Below are 18,703 nucleotides of genomic sequence, written 5' to 3'. Positions count from 1 at the left end.
CCTGGGCTTCAGGCGGGACGCGGTCTGTACGACCGCGTGAACGGCGGCGCCGAGCGCGAACTCCCAGCTCGGAACAGCAAGGCCGGCCATGGGGAGGTGCCCCACGACCGGCCTTGCTCCTCGGCGTGTCGACGCGGTCCTACCGCAGAGGCACGCGCTTGAGCCTGAAGGGCGAGGGGCTCTCGCTCATCGTGAAGTAGCTCGCGCCGTTGGCCTCGTACTCGATCGCCTCACCCTGGCCCTCGGTGGTGTCGGTCAGCGTGACGGGCGTCGCGAAGACGGCCGACTCGAAGCCAAGTCCCGGCGTCGCACGGAACTCGTAGACAGTGCGGTAGGTGCGAAGGAGGAAGCGATCCGCGCATGGGTGGATCGCCGCCGCGGTCGCGGCCGAGAAGTTGGCGTCTCCGTTCAGTGGCAGCTGGATCGTGTGGACGTGGATCAGCGTGGCCTGCACGCCCGGCGTCAGCGGCTGGGGGAACTTGTACACGCCGCTCTGCCCCGTGCCCCCGTTCTTGGTGACGACGTAGATGTCCCCGGTGGTGGGGTGCACCATCAGCGACTCCGCGTCCTTCGCGCCGTCCGGATAGACGAACGGGAAGGCCTCGGCGACGAGCCCCCCCGAGGTCTGGCCGTTGGCGAGATCCGGCTCGGGCACGCGGTAGATCGTGAACGACGTGGGGCTGCCACCCGGAGGGAAGTTGGCGCTCCACTTCCCGATGTCACCGATGAAGATGCACGAGCCGCTCGGGCAGGGCCCGGTCGCGAGGTCCTCCCAGTCGGCCGGCGTCACGTTGGTCACGTTGAACGTGCCGATCGTGCTCGCGTTGAGGGTGTTGATCGCGACGATCGCGGTGGTGTCCTCGTTGTGCACGTAGAGCGCGTTGCCGACCACGCGGCTCGCGGCCAGGCCCGAGGGCTCCACGATTTCCGGCGCGGTCACGGTGCCCTGGAGCGTGAAGGTGCTCGCGTACGTGTCGCCGACCATGCAGCTGGGGGCGTTGGCGGCGCGCAGGACGATCACGTGCGCGGTGTTGGTCTGCACGAACGCGGAGCTGCCGGAGAGGCCCGTCTGGAGGCCCGGCGCGGTGAGCGACCGGTAGGCCGCATTGAAGAGCAGTCCGTTGGTGTGACCCAGGCACGCGTCGAAGGCCTCGGTGAAGCCGAGCGGCGGCTCGATGCCGGTGGCAGGGCAGGTGGCGTCCGGCCAGACCTGTGAGCCGTACCAGACGGCGAGGCCACCCGCGCTGCCGGTCACCACATCGGGCACGGTGAACCACGCGGAGTCGCCGTTCTTCTGGCCTGCGTGCACGTCGATTGGCTGGACCGGATCGACGCCGCTGAAGGACTCCACGCTCCCCGCCATGTGGGTGGTCGCGTCCAGCCCGAACGTGTAGCTCGCGGGCTCGGAGGCGCCCGCGACGCGGTAGAAGATCCAGGTGCGGATGGCCCAGGCGCTCTGCTCCGAGCGCAGGAACGTCCAGCCGGCGGGCGGCGTGACGGTCGCGGAGATGTTGTTGCGCACGATCACCCGCGCGATGAGCGCGTCGTTGGCCTCGGTCCCCGACGGCTTGGGGATCGACAGCGAAGCGATCGACAGGCCGCTGTGGCGCGAGCTCCCACGCAACGCGACCCCCGAGGACGGCGCGACCTCGGCGCGGCGAAGGGCGACGACCTGCGCGACGTTGGTCTCGGCGAACGTCGAGCTCCCGTTGAACGGTCCCTGGAGGCCGGCACCGGCGAGGGGCATGAAGGCGGCGTTGAAGACGAGGCCCTGGGACGAGGACACCAAGCAGGTGTCGTAGGTCTCGGCGAAGCCCACGGGGGGCTCGATCGCCGGGGTCGGACACGCGGCGCCGGTCCACGCCTGCGCGCCGAACCAGACGGCAGCCCCGCCCGCGGTCGAGGTGCTCAGCTGCGGCGTCGTGAAGGCCGTCGAGCCGCTGTTGCTCTTGCCGGCGTGCGTGTCGATCGGGTTGGCCGGATTGACGCCGGCATACGCCACGAGGTTGCCGACGAGGTTGCTCGCGATGGAACTCTGGAACGTGTGGCTCGCGGGCTCGCTGGCGGTGGCGACGCGGACGAAGACCCAGCCGCGGATGCTCCAGGTGCTCATGTCGGTGCGCACCAGCGTCCAACCCGCAGGCGGGGTGAGCTCGGCGCCGATCTGGTTCCGGTTCGCAAGGTGCGCCAGCAGCACGTTCCCGGCGGCGACGCCCGTGGGGGTCGAGAGGGTCAGGCTGGTGACCGTCTTGCCGCTCGCGTGCGTGGTGCCGACGAGGGTGATCTCCCCGGTGGCCGGCGGCTGGAGGGGACGCAGCACCACCGCGTGCGTGATGTTGGTGTTGGGGAGCGTGGAGCTACCGGTGAAGGCGGGCTGGGCACCTGCGGCCCCGAGCTCCGAGGTGGCGGCGCTGTGCAGCACGCCGCGCGACGACGAGACGAGGCAGGTGTCGAGCTGCTCGGTGAAGCCCGTTGGAGGGGTGTGGACCGCGGGGCACGCGGTGCCTCCCCAGACCTGGGCCGAGAACCACACTGCGAGGCCGTTCGCGGACGACGTGGTGGCGGCGGGCAGCGCGAGGCTCGCGCTGTTGCCATTCTTCTGGCCCACGTGCACGTCGATCGGCTGGAGCGGATCCGCGCCCGACACCGCGACCAGGGTGGCCGCCATGGAGCTGGCGAGGTCGAGGGTGAAGGTGTGACTGCTCGGCTCGGCCGCGCTGGCCACGCGGAGGAAGAGCCAGGACTTGATGGCCGAGGCGCTCTGCTCGGAGCGCAGCAGCGTCCAGCCAGCGGGTGGGGTGGCGACGGCGGTGACGGCCTCGCGATTGCTCAGCTGCATCACCAGCACATCTCCGGCGGCCGTACCGACGGGGGTGGGGATGGAGAGGGTGGTGGTGGCCAGGGCGCTCGCGCTGGTGGTTCCTCGCACGGAGAGCGTGGAGAGGCCCTGGGTCGTCGTCGCATCCTGCACGTCGTCGGGCTGCGCGAGCTCAGTCGTTCCACAGGCGGCCATCAGCAGGGCGGCCGCGAGCCACAGACTTCGGAATGGGGTCATGGGGTTTCGATCGGGTGTCGACTCACCGGACTGGAGGTCCGGGAATCGGCCATGTGAAGGACCCCGAAGCGCGAAGCGCAATCGACTGTCATGACACGGGAAAGCTGCCGTGAAATGGTTGGGATCGTCGGGTGTCATCGAAAGAAGGTGGCAGTCCTGTCCATGCGGTCACGCGGAGTACTTGGAGAACGCGAAGCCCCAAGGTATCTGCGCGCGGTGCAAGGGCCGAAGGGCGGTCGGCACCCCGAGGGTGGGCCTCCAGGCAAGCCTCGTGACCGTGGCTGTGACCGGCTCGTGACGTCTGTCATGGGCCGCCCTATCGGATCGCTTGCGGGTCACCCGATCGGATCGCGGTTCCGATCATGCCAAGGGGCCCGCGTGCTCGGAAGCGTCAAGGGTCGGCTTCGCCGAAACCTGAACGGTTCTGCGCCCTTGACCCTCCCTCCGCGCGCGGGCGCAGGGCAACCGGACGCCAGCGGCCTGTGCTGATGGATCAGCAGATGCGATCCGTTCTGCCGACCCCGACGCGATCCGTTACCCCGGCCTCTGACGCTTGTGACCGAGGCGGATAGCGACCTCCTCGCCACGGTTCTCGGGGCGGACGAGGAGGCGCCGCGCCCGATGGGCCACGCTCCGGACCCTGGCCGAACGATTCGGGTCTACCTTTGCCTGGGCCGCACGCGATGCCCAGTGGTGTGCTGGAGGTGACGCTCGCGTGACGCAGCGACCTGATTCTGGATAGCCACAGGGAGCCGGAGCGGCTCACGGCCACAGACGAGCAGCGCTCCCTGCGTCACTCCGAATCCTTGCTCGCATGCAGCCCGTACTTCTTGAGCAGCTTGCGCACATAGAGCCGCGCGAGGCCCGCCTCACGTGAGGCCCGTGAGATGTTGCCCCCGCAGCGCTCCAGCAGGTTCTTGAGGTAGTCGCGCTCGAAGCCATCGATGAGGCGCTCCTTGGCCTCCTTGAAGGGCATCTCCAGCTCGGCGCTGGTGAAGCGCGCCCGCTCCGAGGCAGACATCTCCGGCAGCGCCTGCTCTCCCAGGTTCACCACGCGCTGGACCACGTTGCGCAGCTCGCGCACGTTGCCGGGCCACGGGTACTGCTCCAGCAAGGCCCGCGTCTGCTCGGACAGCGCGCTGGGCGGCCGGCCCAGCCGCTCCAGCATCGTGTCCACCAGCAGCGGGATGTCCTCGGGGCGCTCACGCAGCGGCGGCAGCGTCACCGGCAGCACCGCGAGCCGGTGGAACAGATCCTCGCGGAACCTGCCCTCCTTGACGTCCGCCTCCAGATCCCTGTGCGTCGCCGCCACCACCCGCACGTTCACGGTGCGGTACTCGTTGGCGCCCACCCGCTTCACCTGGCGCCCCTCCAGCACTCGCAGCAGGCGCGGCTGGAACTCCAGCGACAGCTCCCCGACCTCGTCCAGGAAGACGGTGCCTCCATCCGCCTGCTCGAAGGCCCCAGGCCGCTCCGAGTGGGCTCCGGTGAACGCGCCCTTCACGTGGCCGAAGAGCTCGGACTCCACCAGCGACGGGGTGATGCCCGCGACATCCACGATGCTGAACGGCCCCCGGCTGCGCGGACTGGCCGCGTGGATGCCCGCCGCGCACAGCTCCTTGCCCGTCCCCGTCTCGCCTTGGATGAGGACGTCCGCGTCCCCCGGCGCCAGCCGCTGCAGCAGCGTGAAGACCTCGCGCATCCTCCGGCTGCCCCCCACCAGCCCTCCGAACCGGGTGTTCGACGAGAGCGGGATGATGTGCTCGCGCTCCTCCGCGGGGACGACCTTCAGCTCCGTGGCGCCCAGCCTGACGATGGCGCCCATGCGCAGCTCCAGCTCCCGGAAGCGCATGCGCTCGCAGAACGAGCCGTTGCGAGACCCCAGGTCCCGCGCCAGCACCCGATCCTCTCTCACCTCCAGGGACAAGTGCTGCCGGGAGACGGTCCGGTCGTTCAGGACGATGTCACACGCCGGATCCGTCCCCAGCCGGTAGCGCCGGACCTGGAGCGAGAAGCTGCGGCCCGCGTCGCTCCCCGACAGGATGACGAGCTTCCTTCGAAGCATGGGCAGCAGGACCTCCGGATCGGGGGTCGTGCTCAACATCGACGACGGGCTCTTGTCTTCCGGGGCCGGAACCACTGGTAGCAAGGGACGCTACCACCCGGCGCAGACCCAAGAAAACATCCTCCAAGCTGAAATCCCAGCTTTGCGAGGGTCGTCTCCTGGCCCGCCCGACGGCGCGGCGAGCCAGGAGCCCCTCCGTCGGAGCCTCAGCGACTGTCCAGGACGACGCCACCTCCCCCGGGGGGGGTGATGCTCCCATCGCCTGGGAGGTTCGTCACCTGCACCGGCGACGGGCGCTGGGTGGTCGTCCCGTCGCCGAGCTGGCCGGTGGCGTTGTAGCCGCAGGCCCGGACGAAGGCGTCCTTGCGCAGCCCCATCATGTGGCTGCCGCCCGAGGAGAGCTCCACGACAGAGGTCAGGAGCGTCACGGTCGGCGAGCTGCGCCCGGTCGTCGTCCCATCTCCGAGCTGGCCGTTGGAGTTGGAGCCAAAGGCCCACACCGTGCCGTCCCGCTTCAACGCCGCCGTGGAGTACCCCCCCGCGGCGAGCGCGATGACACTGGTGAGGCCGGGGACCTGCACCGGCGAGGTGCGCTGGGTGGTCGTCGCATCGCCGAGCTGGCCGGAGGCGTTGTAACCCCAGGTCCACACCTGGCCGCTCGCCGTCAGCGCCACCGTGTGGTAACCGCCCGCGGCGACGGCGAGGGCATGACCGAGTCCGGAGACCTGCACCGGAACGGAGCGGTTGTTGGTCGTCCCGAGGCCCAACTGCCCTTGGGGGCCGTAGCCCCAGGCCCACAGGGTGCCATCCGCCTTCACCGCCACCGTGTGGAAGAGGCCCGCGGCGATGGAGACGACATTTTCGAGGGACGGCACCCGCACCGGCGAGGGGCGATGGGTGAAGGTCCCGTCGCCGAGCTGGCCGTAGAGGTTGGAGCCCCAGGCCCACACGGTGCCGTCCGCCTTCAGCGCCACCGTGTGCGTGGAGCCCGCGGAGATGGCGGTGACGCCGTCCAGCCCCGGCACGGACTGCGGTGTGAGCTGGTTGGCGTTCGTCCCGTTGCCCAGCTGGCCATAGGCATTGTAGCCCCAGGCGGCCACGGTGCCGTCCGCGCTCAGCGCCACCGTGTGGTTGCCCCCCGCCGCCACGTCGATGACGCCGCTCATGCCCGGGAGCTGCGTGGGCGTGACGACGTGGGTGGTCGTCCCGTTGCCCAACTGGCCATAGGTATTGGAGCCCCAGGTCCATACCGCCCCGCCGCGCCCCAGGGCCACCGAGTGGGCATTGCCGCCAGCGGTCTTCACGATGCCGCTGACCACGACGGCCCCGGGGGAGGAGCGATTGGTGGTGGTCCCATCACCGAGCTCGCCGTTGGCGTTGTAGCCCCACGCAAACAGGGTGTGCACCTGCGTCACGATGACCCTCTTCCGCTCGGCCACGGAGGAGTAATAGCCCGCGCCGAACGAGCGCACCCCCGCGAGCGGGACCTGCACCGGCACGGAGCTGTTGGTGGTGTTCCCGGTGCCCAGCGCGCCGTAGAAGTTGTCGCCCCAGGCATACAAGGTGCCATCCTGCCGCCTGGCCAGGGTGTGATAACCGCCCGCGTCGATCTCGACGACCTGGGTGAGGATCGCCACCTGCACCGGGACGGAGCTGTTGGTGGTCGTCCCGTTGCCCAGCTGACCCGCGCTGTTGTAGCCCCAGCTCCACACCGTGCCGTCCCGCTTCAGGGCGGCCGTGTGGACGACGCCTCCGGAGAGCGCGTGGACGCCGCCGAGGCTCGCCACCAGCACGGGCCTCGACCTGTTGAGGGTGGTCCCGTCCCCGAGCTGTCCGTAGGCGTTGCTCCCCCAGCTCCAGGCGCTTCCGTCCTTCTTCACCGCCAGCGTGTGCCACAAGCCCGCGGCGATGCTGGTGACACCGCTGAGGTTGGGCACCTGGATGGGGAGCAGGCTGTTGGTGGTGGTCCCATTCCCGAGCTCTCCCGAGGAGTTGATCCCCCAGGTCCACACGGTCCCATCCGCCTTCAGCGCCACCGTCCGCGAGCCGGCGGCCGCCACCGCGACGACGTCGCTCAGCTCCGGCACCTGCGCGGGCACCGCGCGCATCGTGGTGGTGCCGTCTCCGAGCTGGCCGTAGGAGTTGGAGCCCCACGTCCACACGCTCCCGTCCTCCGTCACCGCCACCGAGTGGTCGGCTCCGGCCGCAGCGGAGACGACATGGCTCAAGCCCCTCACCCGCGTCGGCGCGTTACGCTGGGTCCTCTGCCCATTGCCCAGCTGGCCGTAGTAGTTGTAGCCCCAGGCCCACACGTTGCCGTCCGACTTCACCTCCAGCGTGTGGTAGGCGCCCGGGTTCAGGCTCGGGCAGAACTGGACGAAGTTGCGGAGCACCTCCCGGGTGATGCCGCATCTGGCGCGGTTGCCATTGCTGTCGATGATCATGGGGGAGGCCTTCACCACGAAGGAATGCACCCCACAGCCGAGTCCGGCCGCGGCCTCGCTGAAGAACCACTCCCCCTGCTCTCCTACGCGCTCATCGAAGCCGTGGTCCGCGCCGTCCACGGAGTACTCCAGGTACACCGCGTTGGCGCCGTTGCCCACCACCCAGGAGCCTGCTCCCGCCAGCTCTCCCGCGAAGGAACTCACCCCCTCCACCTCCAACGCGTCGAAGCTCACCCCCACGCACAGCGCCGACTCCTGGGTGCCAAGCGTCACTTCCGACACGCTCACGTCCTCGCCGGCGGGCACACCACACGCCACCACGAGCGCAAGGGTCGACATCCACAACACGTTCCAGCGCTTCATCGCGTGGGTCCTCATCAGTACTGGCCCTTCAAGGTGGTGGTGTAGGTGGAGAAGGCTCCCAATTGGATGAGCCAGGTGCCCCCCGCGGGGTTGTTCACCACGCAGGTCTCGTTGTTGCCCATGCGCAGCGGACGGCACTGGTAGGCGTGCAGCTCCGGGAACTGGCCCTGGCGGATGTAGAGGTCCGCGTCCCCGGTGCCTCCGGAGATGGAGAACGTCACCGAGGGCCGGCCCGCGGGGACCTCCAGCTTGAAGTTGCGCCGGCCGCCCGTGACGTCGGACACGCTCACGCCCGCGCCGTTGACAAGGGGCGTGGCGTGAGGGCGCTTGTACAACAGCCGGTTGGGTGAGCTCGTGTCACCGAAGTCCAGCTCCACCTGCCCCACGCTCGCGTCGTCGATCAGTCGCGCGGGGATGTCAGCGGGAGCGACGCCGTTGGCCAGCAGGATGGCCGCCACGCCGCTCACGTGTGGCGCGGCGAAGGAGGTCCCCTCGAGCGGGAAGAAGGTCGAGTCCGTGTCACTGGTCGAGCTCACGGAGCGGAGGTTCGCGCCCGGAGCCCAGAGGTCCAGACACCCTCCCGTGTTGGAAGCGTTGGTGACGCCCACCCAGCGCGCCTGGCTCTCGTCGATCGCGCCCACCGTGATGATGCGCGTCCGGAAGGGGTGGACCGCATCCGGCTGGAGGCGGGCCGGCGAACAGCCGCAGGCGTCGACGTTCGCGTTGCCCGCCGCAATCACCACGACGAGCCCGGGGTTCATCGCGACGACATCCACGGCGGCGTCGATTGCCGGGATCTCGCTCGCGGCGGTGAAGCTCAGGTTGACGATGGCCGGCGTGACGGCGTTGTTCGCCACCCACTCCAGCGCCGTCACCAGGCGATCCACGGTCGTCCCGAACTCGTTGAACGCCTTCACCGCGCGAAGGTTGACCTTCTTGGCGACGCCATGCGTCTTGCCACCGATGAGCCCCGCGACGGCGGTGCCATGCCCGGTGACGTCATCCCCGGTCTGGTTGGGGACGGCGTTGAACACGACCTGGGCGCGCCCCTCGAACTCCAGGTGTGTCGCCCGGAGGCCCGAGTCGATGACGTAGACGTTGACGCCCGTCGCGTCCTCGGCCAGGTAGCTGTTGTCCAGCGGGCGGGCCTCCTGGTCGATCCGATCCAGGTTCCAGTCCGCGGGGCTCTGGACGCCCGAGGGCTGGACGATGCCATTCTCCAGGACGTAGTCCACCTGAGGATCCTCGGCGAGCGCCTGGGCCTGCTCCTCGCTGGCGGAGACAAGCAAGCCACGGAAGGCGGTCTCGTGGGTGGTGAGGACGCGCGCACCGTACTGCCTGGCCAGCGCGCCCGCCGTCGCCGCCATGCTCGACAGACCGCGCCCAGGCTTCTGCTTCAGCACCACCAGGTACTCGCCTGTCACGGGGTTGTCGGCCCGCATCAACCGGCCCGGCCCTGACTTCTGAGGCGGCGCGGCGGGCACCCCCACCGAGGCCAGGACGAGGCCCAGGGTGATCCACCTGCTCAAGCTCTTCACGCTTCGCATCTGCTCTCCCTTTCAACCGATGAGTTGGCGGCGCGACCCATCAGGGCGTCACGCCACGGCGCGCCTGTGCTTGAACGCCCAGCTCCCGCTCCTTCACGAGTCGACGCTGGTTGCGCGCGGCGAAGTGCCGCACCAGCTTCTCGAGCGGCGTCCCCTTCGCGGCCTCGACCAGGGCGCCCGCTCTCTCGGGCTCTTGATCCGCGAAGACTTCGAAGAGCTCCATCCGGGTCGCGGCCATCGAGCGCCTGGCGTCCGGCGACAGCTCCGCGGTGAACGAGTCCTCCAGGATGATGCGCTCGACCGTGGACACCAGCCGCGCGCGCGCCGGGTTCTGCCTCCAGGCCAGCGCCTCGCGCAGGTAGTCGATCTGCATCAGGCGCTTGAAGCTGGACTCCAGCGTCTGCTCGGCCTCCGTCGAGGTGCTCAGCGCCCCGCGCAGCCGCTCATACATCCGCGTGTCGGCGAGCAGCGCCTCGTAGTCCTCGCGGCCGTTGGCGTCGAGGAGGACATGCTCGCGGAAGGAGTCGAACCGAGCCAGCTCCGGCTCCGTCTTGAAGATCTCCGCCTTGACCCGGTCGGTGGTGGTGGTGAACTCGCCGGGCTCCCCGTCGTCCCCCCGGGCTGCCGCCGGTGCCTCGGACAGGGGTGACGGGCGAGGCGCGGGGGTGGGCTCCGGCGCGGTGTCACGAGCCAGCGGGGCTGGGGCGGGAGAGACCGGCGCCGGAGCCGCCGTCACGGGGGCGGCGTCCCGCGCGCCGTCGAGCGCCGAGGCGATGAGCGCCAGCCCCGCGAGCCCTGCGACGACGAACGGGTAGAGAGGGCGCTTCATGGGCTCTCCACCTGGGGGAGCACGTCGGCGGGAATGTTCCGGTAGAGGATGATGCGGTTGAGGTAGCCCACCTCGTCGTTCTGGAACCGCACGGAGCCCACCAGGTAGCCCTGGGCCACGAGGATGTTGGACACCCGATCTGTCGTCACCGGCGCGAGGTTGTAGACCTTGCCGAAGAAGGTGGCCTTCTGGATGTCCACGATGGGATCCAGGGTGCCGTCGGCCTTCACCAGCGCGTCGCCCACCTTGAGGGTCTGCGCCTGCACGATGCGGCCCTCGCCGTTGATGACCGGGTGCTCCAGGGTGAGGCGGAGCTGACCGCCAGACCGGGCGGTGATGACGGAGAGCGTGTGCTCCGCGTCCCGGAGCTCTCGCGTGTAGCTGTAGGTGAGGTTCGGCTGGAGCTGGAGCTCATCGAACGTGGAGTCCGGCGTCAGCGTGATCAGATCCTCACGCAGCGCCTCCATCGCCTCCCGGATGGGGAGGTCGCCGTCGGCGAAGAGGAGCTTCTGCTCGGCGGTGTAGCAGGCCGACTCGCAGTAGCCGTTCACATAGAAGGCGGTGAAGGCCGGCTGGGTGCTCTCCTTGTCGAAGTAGAGCCTGCAGTCCGCCAGGTCCATGTGAGGGAAGAGCTGGCGGTTGTCCCCATCGGCGATGTCGGGCGTCGTGCCGAAGGTGGGGTAGAGCGGACGTCCCTTCCTCCGCCACGAGTCGCGTGACCACTGCAGGTAGCCGTCGGTGTCCAGCGCCTGGTAGGTGGGGCCCGAGTTATAGAGCGCAAACATGGCCGCGTTGTTCACCTGGAAGCTCGAGCCCGCGAACGAGCCCTCTCCCACCGAGTTCCGACTCAGGTCCGACTCCAGATAGTCCTTCAGCGTCCCGCCGCTCGCGGAGCTCAGGCCTGTGTTGAACGCGGCCCCCGGGTGCCCGACGTTCTGGTTCAGCGCGCACTTGCGAGCCCACTCGACTCGCAGCTTCGCCGCGTCATTCGTCGACAGGTTGTCGACGGTGCATCGGCCCAGCAGCAGAGGCTGCGCCTGCACCTGTGCTGGCAACACCAGCGCCACCACCACCAGGGCCATGGCCCCCCAGATATTTCGCGACATCGGGATGTCCTTGCTTGTTCATGCCGCGCCACGCGGCGCGGGAAGCCAGTGAGTGTTGGTTACGGAGAGGCGAGCGGAGTGGAGCCGCGCGTCGTGGGCGTGTTGACGAAGACCGCGGCCGCCCGCCGGAGGTCCGGGCTCGCGTCGTACTGGCTGGCCCAGGCCAACAAGGGCAGGGCCTCGGGCACCAGGGCCCGCTGATCTCCAAGCAGGTGGATCACCTCGTTCCTCACCCCGTCCGCGGGGTCCATGCGCAGCGCCTGCGCCAGGGCGGGCAGCAGGGGCGCCAGGGGCCGGAAGTTGCTGGCGAAGACGGCGGCCTGGCGGACCTCCGGGGCCGGATCCTTGAGCAGGTGCCTGGCGAGGAGCTGGTCCGCGCGAGGATCCTCGATGATGCGCAGCGCATTGAGCGCGGCCTGGCGCACCCGGGGATCCTGCGACTGGAGCGCGTCCTCCAGCGTGGCGAGCGCGCTCGGCGAGCGGGTGTTGCCCAGGCTGTTGAGCGCCCCCGCCTGCGCCTCCGCGGTGGAAGCGGAGCGGTAGTCACGGATGAGCTCGCCGACCAGGTCCTCCGCGCCCTTGGGGTCGGTGTCGGTCAGCTGGGCCGCGGCGTTGCCGAGCGCCAGACTGGCCGTGTCGCGCAGCATCCCGTCCTCTTCGCCTGCCACGCCGCGAAGGGCCTCGAGGCCCTCGGCCGTGGGATCCTTCGCCACGCCCAGCGCGGCCACCGAGTCCATGCGGATGTCATGGGGGATGGAGCGATCACCCGTGACCTCCGCCAGGGCCTGGATGGCCTCGCGGGTGCTGGCCGCGGAGAGCGCGCCGAGCATGGGGCTCGCCGCGAGCGGATCCATGCCCGCGCGGATGATGTCGGGGACCTTCGCGGCCTCGGAGGGGTGGAGCATGAAGAGCGCGCGCAGCCGCTCCAGGGCCATGGAGCGCGCCTCGTCACGAGCCGTGGGCTCCCCGGGGAGCGCGCGCAGCTCCTTGATCAGCGTGTCGAAGTCCTTTCCGCCCAGCACCTGGCGGTACTGATCCATAGGGTCCTGCTCCATGCCCTGGAAGGCGGACATGGCGGCGGAGCTCAGCCAGGCCCGGCGCGCCACGAATGCGCCAATCAACGTCGGGTCCACGCGGCGCTCCAGCAGGCTCAGGCTCAGAGAGGACTCATAGGTGGTGGGGGGCATGGTCTGGCCGGCGTCCACCTCCACCCGCTCCTGGGCATCGAGCGAGCTCGTCCAGAGATCCTGCGCCAGCGCGAAGGTGCTTCGGGCGCTCACGTCGATGCGGACCTGGCCACCCAGCGGCTCGAGCCCCTGAGGGAAAGCCACGTGGGAGTAGGACAGCTTGCGCTTCTCGAAGCGGCCCGGCTCCAGGCGCTGGTACCCGGCGCTGTACCGCCCCGTGGTGTCAAACTCCTCCGCCGTCCAGGTGGCGCCCGGCGCTCCGACCACGACGAACTGGGAGCTCGCCACGATGGACCGGAGGATGCCTCGCACGAGCGGGTCGGCCACCTGCTCGAAGTGCGTGAGCGTCACCCGGCCGCTCTTGTCGTGCGTGAGGAAGAAGGGGACCTGCAACGCCGTGGCAAGGTTTTGCTGGACGTCGGGGGCGACGGGGCCATTGTCGCCGACCTCCACCGTCAGCGAGGAGAGCTGCAGGCTCACCCGCGCGTCGACGCGCTCGGCCTCCGCGGAGACGATTCCCACGGTCCACTCGCCCCGGAGGATGAACCGCATGCCGGGCAGCGCCTGCGCGCCAGGCTGGGCGGGGCGGAAGGAGAGCTGCTGCTCAGCGTTCAGGGCGTAGCGGTAGAGCACCCCGGGGATCCACGCCCGCGTCCCCGCTGAGGGACTGGGAGACACGCCCTGGGGCTGCGTCGACAGGCCCGCCACCGCGGGAGCGGCCTGGGGGGACCGCGACGTCTCCGAGGGGGCCACCGCGGCGGACCGGGATGCCCACCCCCAGAGCCCCAGCATGCTCACGAAGAGGAGGGGGAGCCCCACCCCGAGGATCTTGCTGAAGGGCTTGCCGCCCACGTTCACCGACTTCCGCATGGGAAACTCCCGAGTCAGCGGCCCTGGCCGCTTCAGTTCTGGTTGGAAGGACGGGCCCGGCCCCCTCAGCCGAGGAGCCAGCGCCCGGTCATCCCGCCCCGCGCGCGGCCAGCGCCTCCAGGGCGCGGCCGCGCGGTGGCAGGGGCAGCCCGGCTAGCAGCCCGAGGCCGAGATGGAGCCGGAGGCGTTGTACAGGACGAGGTTCCTCACGATGCCGGACCAGTTCGCGATGGTGACGTTCCAGGTCTTCTTGAAGAACAGGAGCTTGATCTTCACGAACCCCGTCAGCGTGCCCGAGAGCGCGTTCAGGTTGAGGGACGCCTTGAGCCTCCAGGAAGCCATGCAGAGGCTCCAGTCGAGGCTGGCCAGGGCCTCCACCGTGGCGTTGATCAGCCGCAGGGAGCCGGTCACGCCAAAGCTGGCGATGGCGACGTTCACCGCGGCGGAGGCCACCACGTTGGCGAAGCCGCCCGCGGCGCCGGTGAGCGCGGCGACCAGGGGGTTCACCTGGCCATTCACGCGCATCGTCACGCCGCCCGTCAGCGAGGCCTTCACGGTGAGCGGGACAGGGCCGACCATGAACGTCTTGGACACGGAGAAGAAGGACCGGGACCAGTTGATCGGGGTCGGCGCGAAGTTGCCGGCGAGGCTGGTGCTCCAGATCATCGCGCCCATGGCGTACAGCGCCGCGTTGCCGCTGTTGCAGCCGCCCTGCTGCCCGCAGACGGTGGCGCGACCGCGCACCAGCTCCTTCTGGATGTTGAAGGCGGTGCCGTGGACCCGGCCCTCGGTGAGCGCCTCCTGCTTCTTCGCCGTGGTGCTGGTGGCGGGCGTCGCGGTGATGGCCGCGCTGACGTTGTAGCCAGCGCCGAAGATGTTGTTACCGAACAGCTCGGTGCGCTGGTAGCTCTTGGTGACGGGCCCGGTGAGCGCCGCCCCCAGCTCCGCGGAGCGCAGCCCGGACAGGTCCTGCGTCGGCACCGTCTCCGTCGGCGGCGGCACGTTCTGCGTGGCGGCCTCCGGAATGGTGGCCTGGCCGTACTGCAGGTGCCTCATGCCGTCATTCATGTCGAGATAGACAGGCGCGTTGAGCAGCTCCGACTCGGCCTGGACGACGGCGTCCTGCTCCGGCGCCGTGTAGGTGCTGCTCGGGTTGAACGGGAGGACCGGCGTCTCCCACGGAGTCTTGTCGTCCAGCTGGGTGTTGGACGGATAGAGCGTGTACGGGTACTTCGCCGAGTCGACGACATACGGCGTGGTGTCCTGGTAGTCCTGCGCGGACGCGAAGGTGGACGCAGTGAGCGCCAGGAGCGCCAGGGCCTTGGATACTGCCTTCATCATGATGAGCCTCTCCATCGAATGGTTACGGCGCGCGGCCCTTGTGCAGGCAGCGCGCCACCCTCGCTGGGATGGCTCTATTTCCGCAGAGGCCTTTGATTTCCTGGGGTTGGCTTCTTCCAGAGCCCTGGTAACGGGTGTTGTCACTGATAACGCGTGTGCCCAGGGTGGGCCCTCGGCGTGATCACACCCGTTTCCAGCGCCTCGGCACTCCAGCGGCCCTGAACGCGGAAGACGCGTGGGAAAGCCCCCGCGAAGCGGGCTCCAGGCACGGGCCTCCCGCGCGTCAAGGCGGCGCCCTGGTAACAACGGGTACCACCCGAGCAGGCGGGCGCGTCATCGGTGCCTGCTCCTGGATCCAGTAGTATCCGCGCCACGCCGCCGACCGGCTGGGGAGGTAGCGGCATGTCAGGGGGAGAGGCGGCAATGAGGAACGCGTATTGGGAGAATCGCTCTTCCGGCGGGCATGCCGAGGAGGTCCCTTCCCGCGACGGGGAGTCGCTGCCCGGGCTCGAAGACGGGGGGCCCACCACCTGGCCCTATGAAGGGGAGCCCACGAAGGCTCCCCCCCTCGAGCCCGGCTACACGCTGCTGGGTCGCTATACGGTGCTGGGCACGCTGGGCCAGGGCAGCATGGGGGTGGTCCTGAGCGTGTATGATGCGCGGCTGGATAGGCGCGTGGCGCTCAAGCTGCTGCGACCCTGGAGCGGAGGCGAGAGCCGCCGCGACGAGGAGCAGGCCCGGTTCGTGCGCGAGGCGCAGGCGATGGCCCGCCTGAGCCACCCCCAGGTGGTGGCGGTGTACGACGCGGGTACCCTGGAGGACGGCGCGCTCTTCATCGCCATGGAGTATGTGGAGGGGCAGACGCTGCGCCGCTGGCAGCAGGGGCGCCCGTGGGACGAGGTGCTGGCGCAGTACCTGGCGGCAGGGCAGGGACTGGCCGCCGCCCACGAAGCGGGCCTCATCCACCATGACTTCAAGCCAGACAATGTGCTGGTGGGCCAGGACGGGCGGGCACGGGTGACGGACTTCGGCCTGGCCTGGCTCGAGTCCGCCTCGGTGGATGAGCCGCGCGAGGTCCCCGCGCAACGCCTCGCCGCGCAGCCGGCCGTGGCGCTCACGCCGCTGACCACGCGCTCGAGCCAGTGGATGGGGACGCCGAGCTACATGGCGGACGAGCAGTTCCGAGGCCAACGGGGAGACGCGCGCAGCGACCTGTATGCCTTCTGCGTGTCCCTCTATGAGGGGCTGTACGGCCAGCTCCCCTTCCAGGGCAACACCGTGGCGGAACTGCGCGCGGCTCAGCGTGCGGGCAAGGTGGAGCCGCCGGAGGACTCCCAGGTCCCCGCCTGGGTGACGCGCACGCTCCTCCAGGGGCTGAGCACCGATCCGGCGCGGCGTTCCTCCTCCATGAAGGCGCTGCTGCACGCGCTGGCGGACGACCCGGAGAAGAAGCGGCGGGCGAGGCCCTCGCGCTGGGCCCTGGTCGGCGCGATGGGGGCGGCGGGGCTGGCCTTGTGGGCGTGGGCTCGCCCGCGGGAGGAGGTGTGTGGCCGCATGGAGCTGCGGCTGAGCGGAGTCTGGGATGCGGCGGTCAGGGCCCGGCTGGAGCAGGGGCTGCTCGCCACGGGGGTCCCCTACGCTCAGGCCACCACCGAGCGGGTGGTGCAGGGGCTGGAGGCCTATGCGAGAGCCTGGGTGAGTCAGCGCACCGCGCTGTGCCTGAGCGCGAGCCAGGAGGGGCACCCGAAGAACTCGGGGCTGCTGGTGCTGCAGGAGGCCTGCCTGGAGCGCAGGCGCGGCCAACTGCGCGCCCTCACCGAGCTGTTGTCCCAGAGTCCAGACACCCCACTGGTGAGCAAGGCGGTGGAGGCGGTGCAGGCCCTGCCGCCGCTGGAATACTGCGAGGACGCCAAGGCGCTCACCGCCACGGTGCCGCCGCCCGAGGACCCGGTGGTGCGCGGGAAGGTGGAGGCGCTCCAGCAGCAGGTCGACTCCTTGCGGGTGCTGCTGGATACGCACCGCGTCCAGGAGGGGCTCGCGCTGGCGGGCTCCCTGCTCCCCCAGGTGAAGGCGGCAGGCCACGCTCCGCTGGAGGCTCAGACCCTCTACCTCGTGGCATGGATGAGAGAAGGAGCAGGCGACTACCGAGCCACCGTGGAAGGCCTGCGCGAGTCCATGGAGATAGCGGCCCGTGGCAGGGACGCCTATACGCTGGCCCAGGCCTCGAACTCCCTGGTCTGGGTGACGGGCAACCGCCTGAGGCGGCCGCACGACGCGCTACAGATGGTGCCCATGGCGCAGAGCATGGTGGCGCTGGCGGACGATGACCGCATCCGCGCCTTTGCCTCCAACAGCGAGGGCACCATCCTCATGGCCGTTGGCAAGTACGAGCAGGCACGGCAGGCGTTCGAGCACGCCCTGGCGCTGAGGAAGAAGGTGTGGGGCCCCGAGCACTGGGAGGTGGCCTCCACGCTCCACAACCTGGGCCTGCTGTTCCAGAGCATGGGCCGGGTGGACGAGGCGCTCAAGGCCCATACCCTCTCGCTGGAGCTGAGGAAGAAGGTGTTGGGCCCGGAGCACCCACGGGTGGCCGAGTCCCTCAGGGACCTCGGCACCACGCTCCAGGAGATGGGCCGGTTCGACGAGGCGCTCGAGGTCCAGACGCGCGCCCTGGCGCTGAAGCAGAAGGTGCTGGGCTCCGAGCATCCGTCCGTGGCCGATTCGATCGGCGCGCGAGGCCACGTGCTCCGCGACATGGGGAGGGCCGAGGAGGCGCTCGCGGCCTACACGCGCGCGCTGGAGCTGAACCTGAAGCTGCTGGGCCCCGAGAGCCCGCTCGTCGCCTGGGCGCTCACTGACCAGGGCGAGGCGCTGGTGGAGCTGGGGCGCCACGCGGAGGCGAGGGAGAAGTTCACGCGCGCCATGGCCTTTCAGGACAAGGCCCTGGCGCCGGACGACCTGGGGCGCCTGGGGCCCCTGCTGGGGATGGGCCGGCTCTGTCTGGCCGAGGGAAAGCCCGCCGAGGCCGTGCCCTTCCTCGAGGGCGCCCTGAAGCTGACCTTGATCCATGAGAGGGCGCGGGTTCAATTCCCGCTGGCACGCGCGCTCTGGGACTCCCACGGAGACAGGGCGCGCGCCATCGAGCTGGCCACCCAGGCCCGCGACTACTGGAGCCGCGTGGACCGAAAGGCGGACGCAGAGCGGGCCTCCCAGTGGCTGAAGCAGCACGCCACGTCCAGGCCGTGAGTGACGGAGCCTGTCACGAGCCAGAGCGCAGACTGGACCAGTTGAGTGTGCCGCACCTTCGATTCGAGCGGCTCCTCGCTTCCGCGCGCTCGCGGTCGCCTCACCCGCACCGTCCCCACGCTTGTCGCCAACCGCCGCTCCTTGCCGTGCCCGTTTCGGTAGCCTGGCTTCGCGTCCACCTCCGTCCGCCGCTCGCTCTTCGGCCGCCCCAGGAAGGCCGTCAGCTCTTCCTCCAGCATCCGCTGCAGCCAGTGCTGAATCTGCTCCCGCGCCAGTGCCTCCAGCGCTTCGAACCGAGAACTCGACGGCGGTGCTTCCCCCTGCGTACTCTTCTTCATGGCGATGTCTCGTCCCCGTGGGGCCGGGCGGCAACCCGGCCTCCCTTCGGTGGTGCTCACCGGGGAGCGTTACGTCGCTTTTCTCGTTTCCACACCCTCTGTGATTACCTCCCCCTCTTTGGCGACCCGCTCATGGCCAGTGCCGCCATGGACCGGCTCCTCCACCATGAGCTTGCCCGGGTTTTGTGGCTCTCCCGCAGTTTGTGTGACGCGCAAGCTCAGGAGGCAAGCAGCGCGCGACGGCGCAGCAGGTCGAAGCTGGCTCGCCCATACATCTGTCGCTTCAGGAGTTTGAGTTTCGTGATGTGGCCT

Annotated in this window: 10 protein-coding genes; 1 reads left to right on the top strand and 9 read right to left on the bottom strand. The window is 69.8% G+C overall.

Going from position 1 to position 18,703, the window contains the following annotated elements; translation table 11 throughout:
- Window positions 1–139 precede the first annotated feature (139 nt).
- From U8525_RS32765 to U8525_RS32730, 8 genes are all read right to left on the bottom strand, one after another.
- A complete protein-coding gene (locus tag U8525_RS32765) occupies window positions 140–3,055 on the bottom strand; it encodes a cell wall anchor protein (protein WP_374270665.1) in 2,916 nt (971 codons plus the stop codon).
- 793 nt (window positions 3,056–3,848) lie between these two features.
- A complete protein-coding gene (locus U8525_RS32760; RefSeq protein ID WP_374270664.1) occupies window positions 3,849–5,159 on the bottom strand; it encodes a sigma 54-interacting transcriptional regulator in 1,311 nt (436 codons plus the stop codon).
- 167 nt (window positions 5,160–5,326) lie between these two features.
- Window positions 5,327–7,903 (bottom strand): RCC1 domain-containing protein, encoded by a 2,577-nt coding sequence (locus U8525_RS32755; protein ID WP_374270663.1) that lies wholly within the window; start codon window positions 7,901–7,903, stop codon window positions 5,327–5,329.
- Between the two features lie 38 nt (window positions 7,904–7,941).
- Window positions 7,942–9,474 carry a S8 family serine peptidase gene (locus U8525_RS32750; protein ID WP_374270662.1) on the bottom strand — a complete coding sequence of 511 codons (1,533 nt, stop codon included), beginning with the start codon at window positions 9,472–9,474 and terminating at the stop codon, window positions 7,942–7,944.
- A gap of 40 nt (window positions 9,475–9,514) precedes the next feature.
- Window positions 9,515–10,303: a hypothetical protein gene (locus U8525_RS32745; RefSeq protein WP_374270661.1), complete on the bottom strand. Its 789-nt coding sequence runs from the start codon at window positions 10,301–10,303 to the stop codon at window positions 9,515–9,517.
- Window positions 10,300–11,409 (bottom strand): cell surface protein, encoded by a 1,110-nt coding sequence (locus U8525_RS32740; protein ID WP_374270660.1) that lies wholly within the window; start codon window positions 11,407–11,409, stop codon window positions 10,300–10,302. Before U8525_RS32740 ends, U8525_RS32745 begins: the two co-directional genes overlap by 4 nt.
- A gap of 59 nt (window positions 11,410–11,468) precedes the next feature.
- The gene (locus U8525_RS32735) at window positions 11,469–13,466 is read right to left on the bottom strand and encodes a HEAT repeat domain-containing protein (RefSeq protein WP_374270659.1); all 1,998 of its coding nucleotides are present in this window, start codon (window positions 13,464–13,466) and stop codon (window positions 11,469–11,471) included.
- Between the two features lie 153 nt (window positions 13,467–13,619).
- Entirely contained in the window at window positions 13,620–14,807 is a 1,188-nt protein-coding gene (locus U8525_RS32730) for a hypothetical protein (protein WP_374270658.1), read from the bottom strand.
- 423 nt (window positions 14,808–15,230) lie between these two features.
- On the opposite strand from U8525_RS32730, the gene U8525_RS32725 reads away from it, so the two are divergent.
- Window positions 15,231–18,053 (top strand): tetratricopeptide repeat protein, encoded by a 2,823-nt coding sequence (locus tag U8525_RS32725; RefSeq protein WP_374270657.1) that lies wholly within the window; start codon window positions 15,231–15,233, stop codon window positions 18,051–18,053.
- Here U8525_RS32725 and U8525_RS32720 read toward each other — a convergent pair.
- Window positions 17,972–18,391 (bottom strand): transposase, encoded by a 420-nt coding sequence (locus U8525_RS32720; protein ID WP_374270656.1) that lies wholly within the window; start codon window positions 18,389–18,391, stop codon window positions 17,972–17,974. The two genes, U8525_RS32725 and U8525_RS32720, sit on opposite strands and share 82 nt — an antisense overlap.
- Window positions 18,392–18,703 lie beyond the last annotated feature (312 nt).

Source organism: Corallococcus sp. RDP092CA (assembly GCF_041903675.1).
Taxonomy (GTDB): Bacteria; Myxococcota; Myxococcia; order Myxococcales; family Myxococcaceae; genus Corallococcus.
The sequence above is the reverse complement of the archived record's forward strand: the minus strand, read 5'-3'. Positions and strand labels throughout refer to the sequence as shown.

What these genes read in the sequence shown, in the direction of transcription:
- U8525_RS32765 (WP_374270665.1), bottom strand. Translation starts at nt 3,055, where the DNA reads ATGACCCCATTCCGAAGTCTGTGGCTCGCGGCCGCCCTGCTGATGGCC.
- U8525_RS32760 (WP_374270664.1), bottom strand. Translation starts at nt 5,159, where the DNA reads ATGTTGAGCACGACCCCCGATCCGGAGGTCCTGCTGCCCATGCTTCGA.
- U8525_RS32755 (WP_374270663.1), bottom strand. Translation starts at nt 7,903, where the DNA reads ATGTCGACCCTTGCGCTCGTGGTGGCGTGTGGTGTGCCCGCCGGCGAG.
- U8525_RS32750 (WP_374270662.1), bottom strand. Translation starts at nt 9,474, where the DNA reads ATGCGAAGCGTGAAGAGCTTGAGCAGGTGGATCACCCTGGGCCTCGTC.
- U8525_RS32745 (WP_374270661.1), bottom strand. Translation starts at nt 10,303, where the DNA reads ATGAAGCGCCCTCTCTACCCGTTCGTCGTCGCAGGGCTCGCGGGGCTG.
- U8525_RS32740 (WP_374270660.1), bottom strand. Translation starts at nt 11,409, where the DNA reads ATGTCGCGAAATATCTGGGGGGCCATGGCCCTGGTGGTGGTGGCGCTG.
- U8525_RS32735 (WP_374270659.1), bottom strand. Translation starts at nt 13,466, where the DNA reads ATGCGGAAGTCGGTGAACGTGGGCGGCAAGCCCTTCAGCAAGATCCTC.
- U8525_RS32730 (WP_374270658.1), bottom strand. Translation starts at nt 14,807, where the DNA reads ATGATGAAGGCAGTATCCAAGGCCCTGGCGCTCCTGGCGCTCACTGCG.
- U8525_RS32725 (WP_374270657.1), top strand. Translation starts at nt 15,231, where the DNA reads ATGAGGAACGCGTATTGGGAGAATCGCTCTTCCGGCGGGCATGCCGAG.
- U8525_RS32720 (WP_374270656.1), bottom strand. Translation starts at nt 18,391, where the DNA reads ATGAAGAAGAGTACGCAGGGGGAAGCACCGCCGTCGAGTTCTCGGTTC.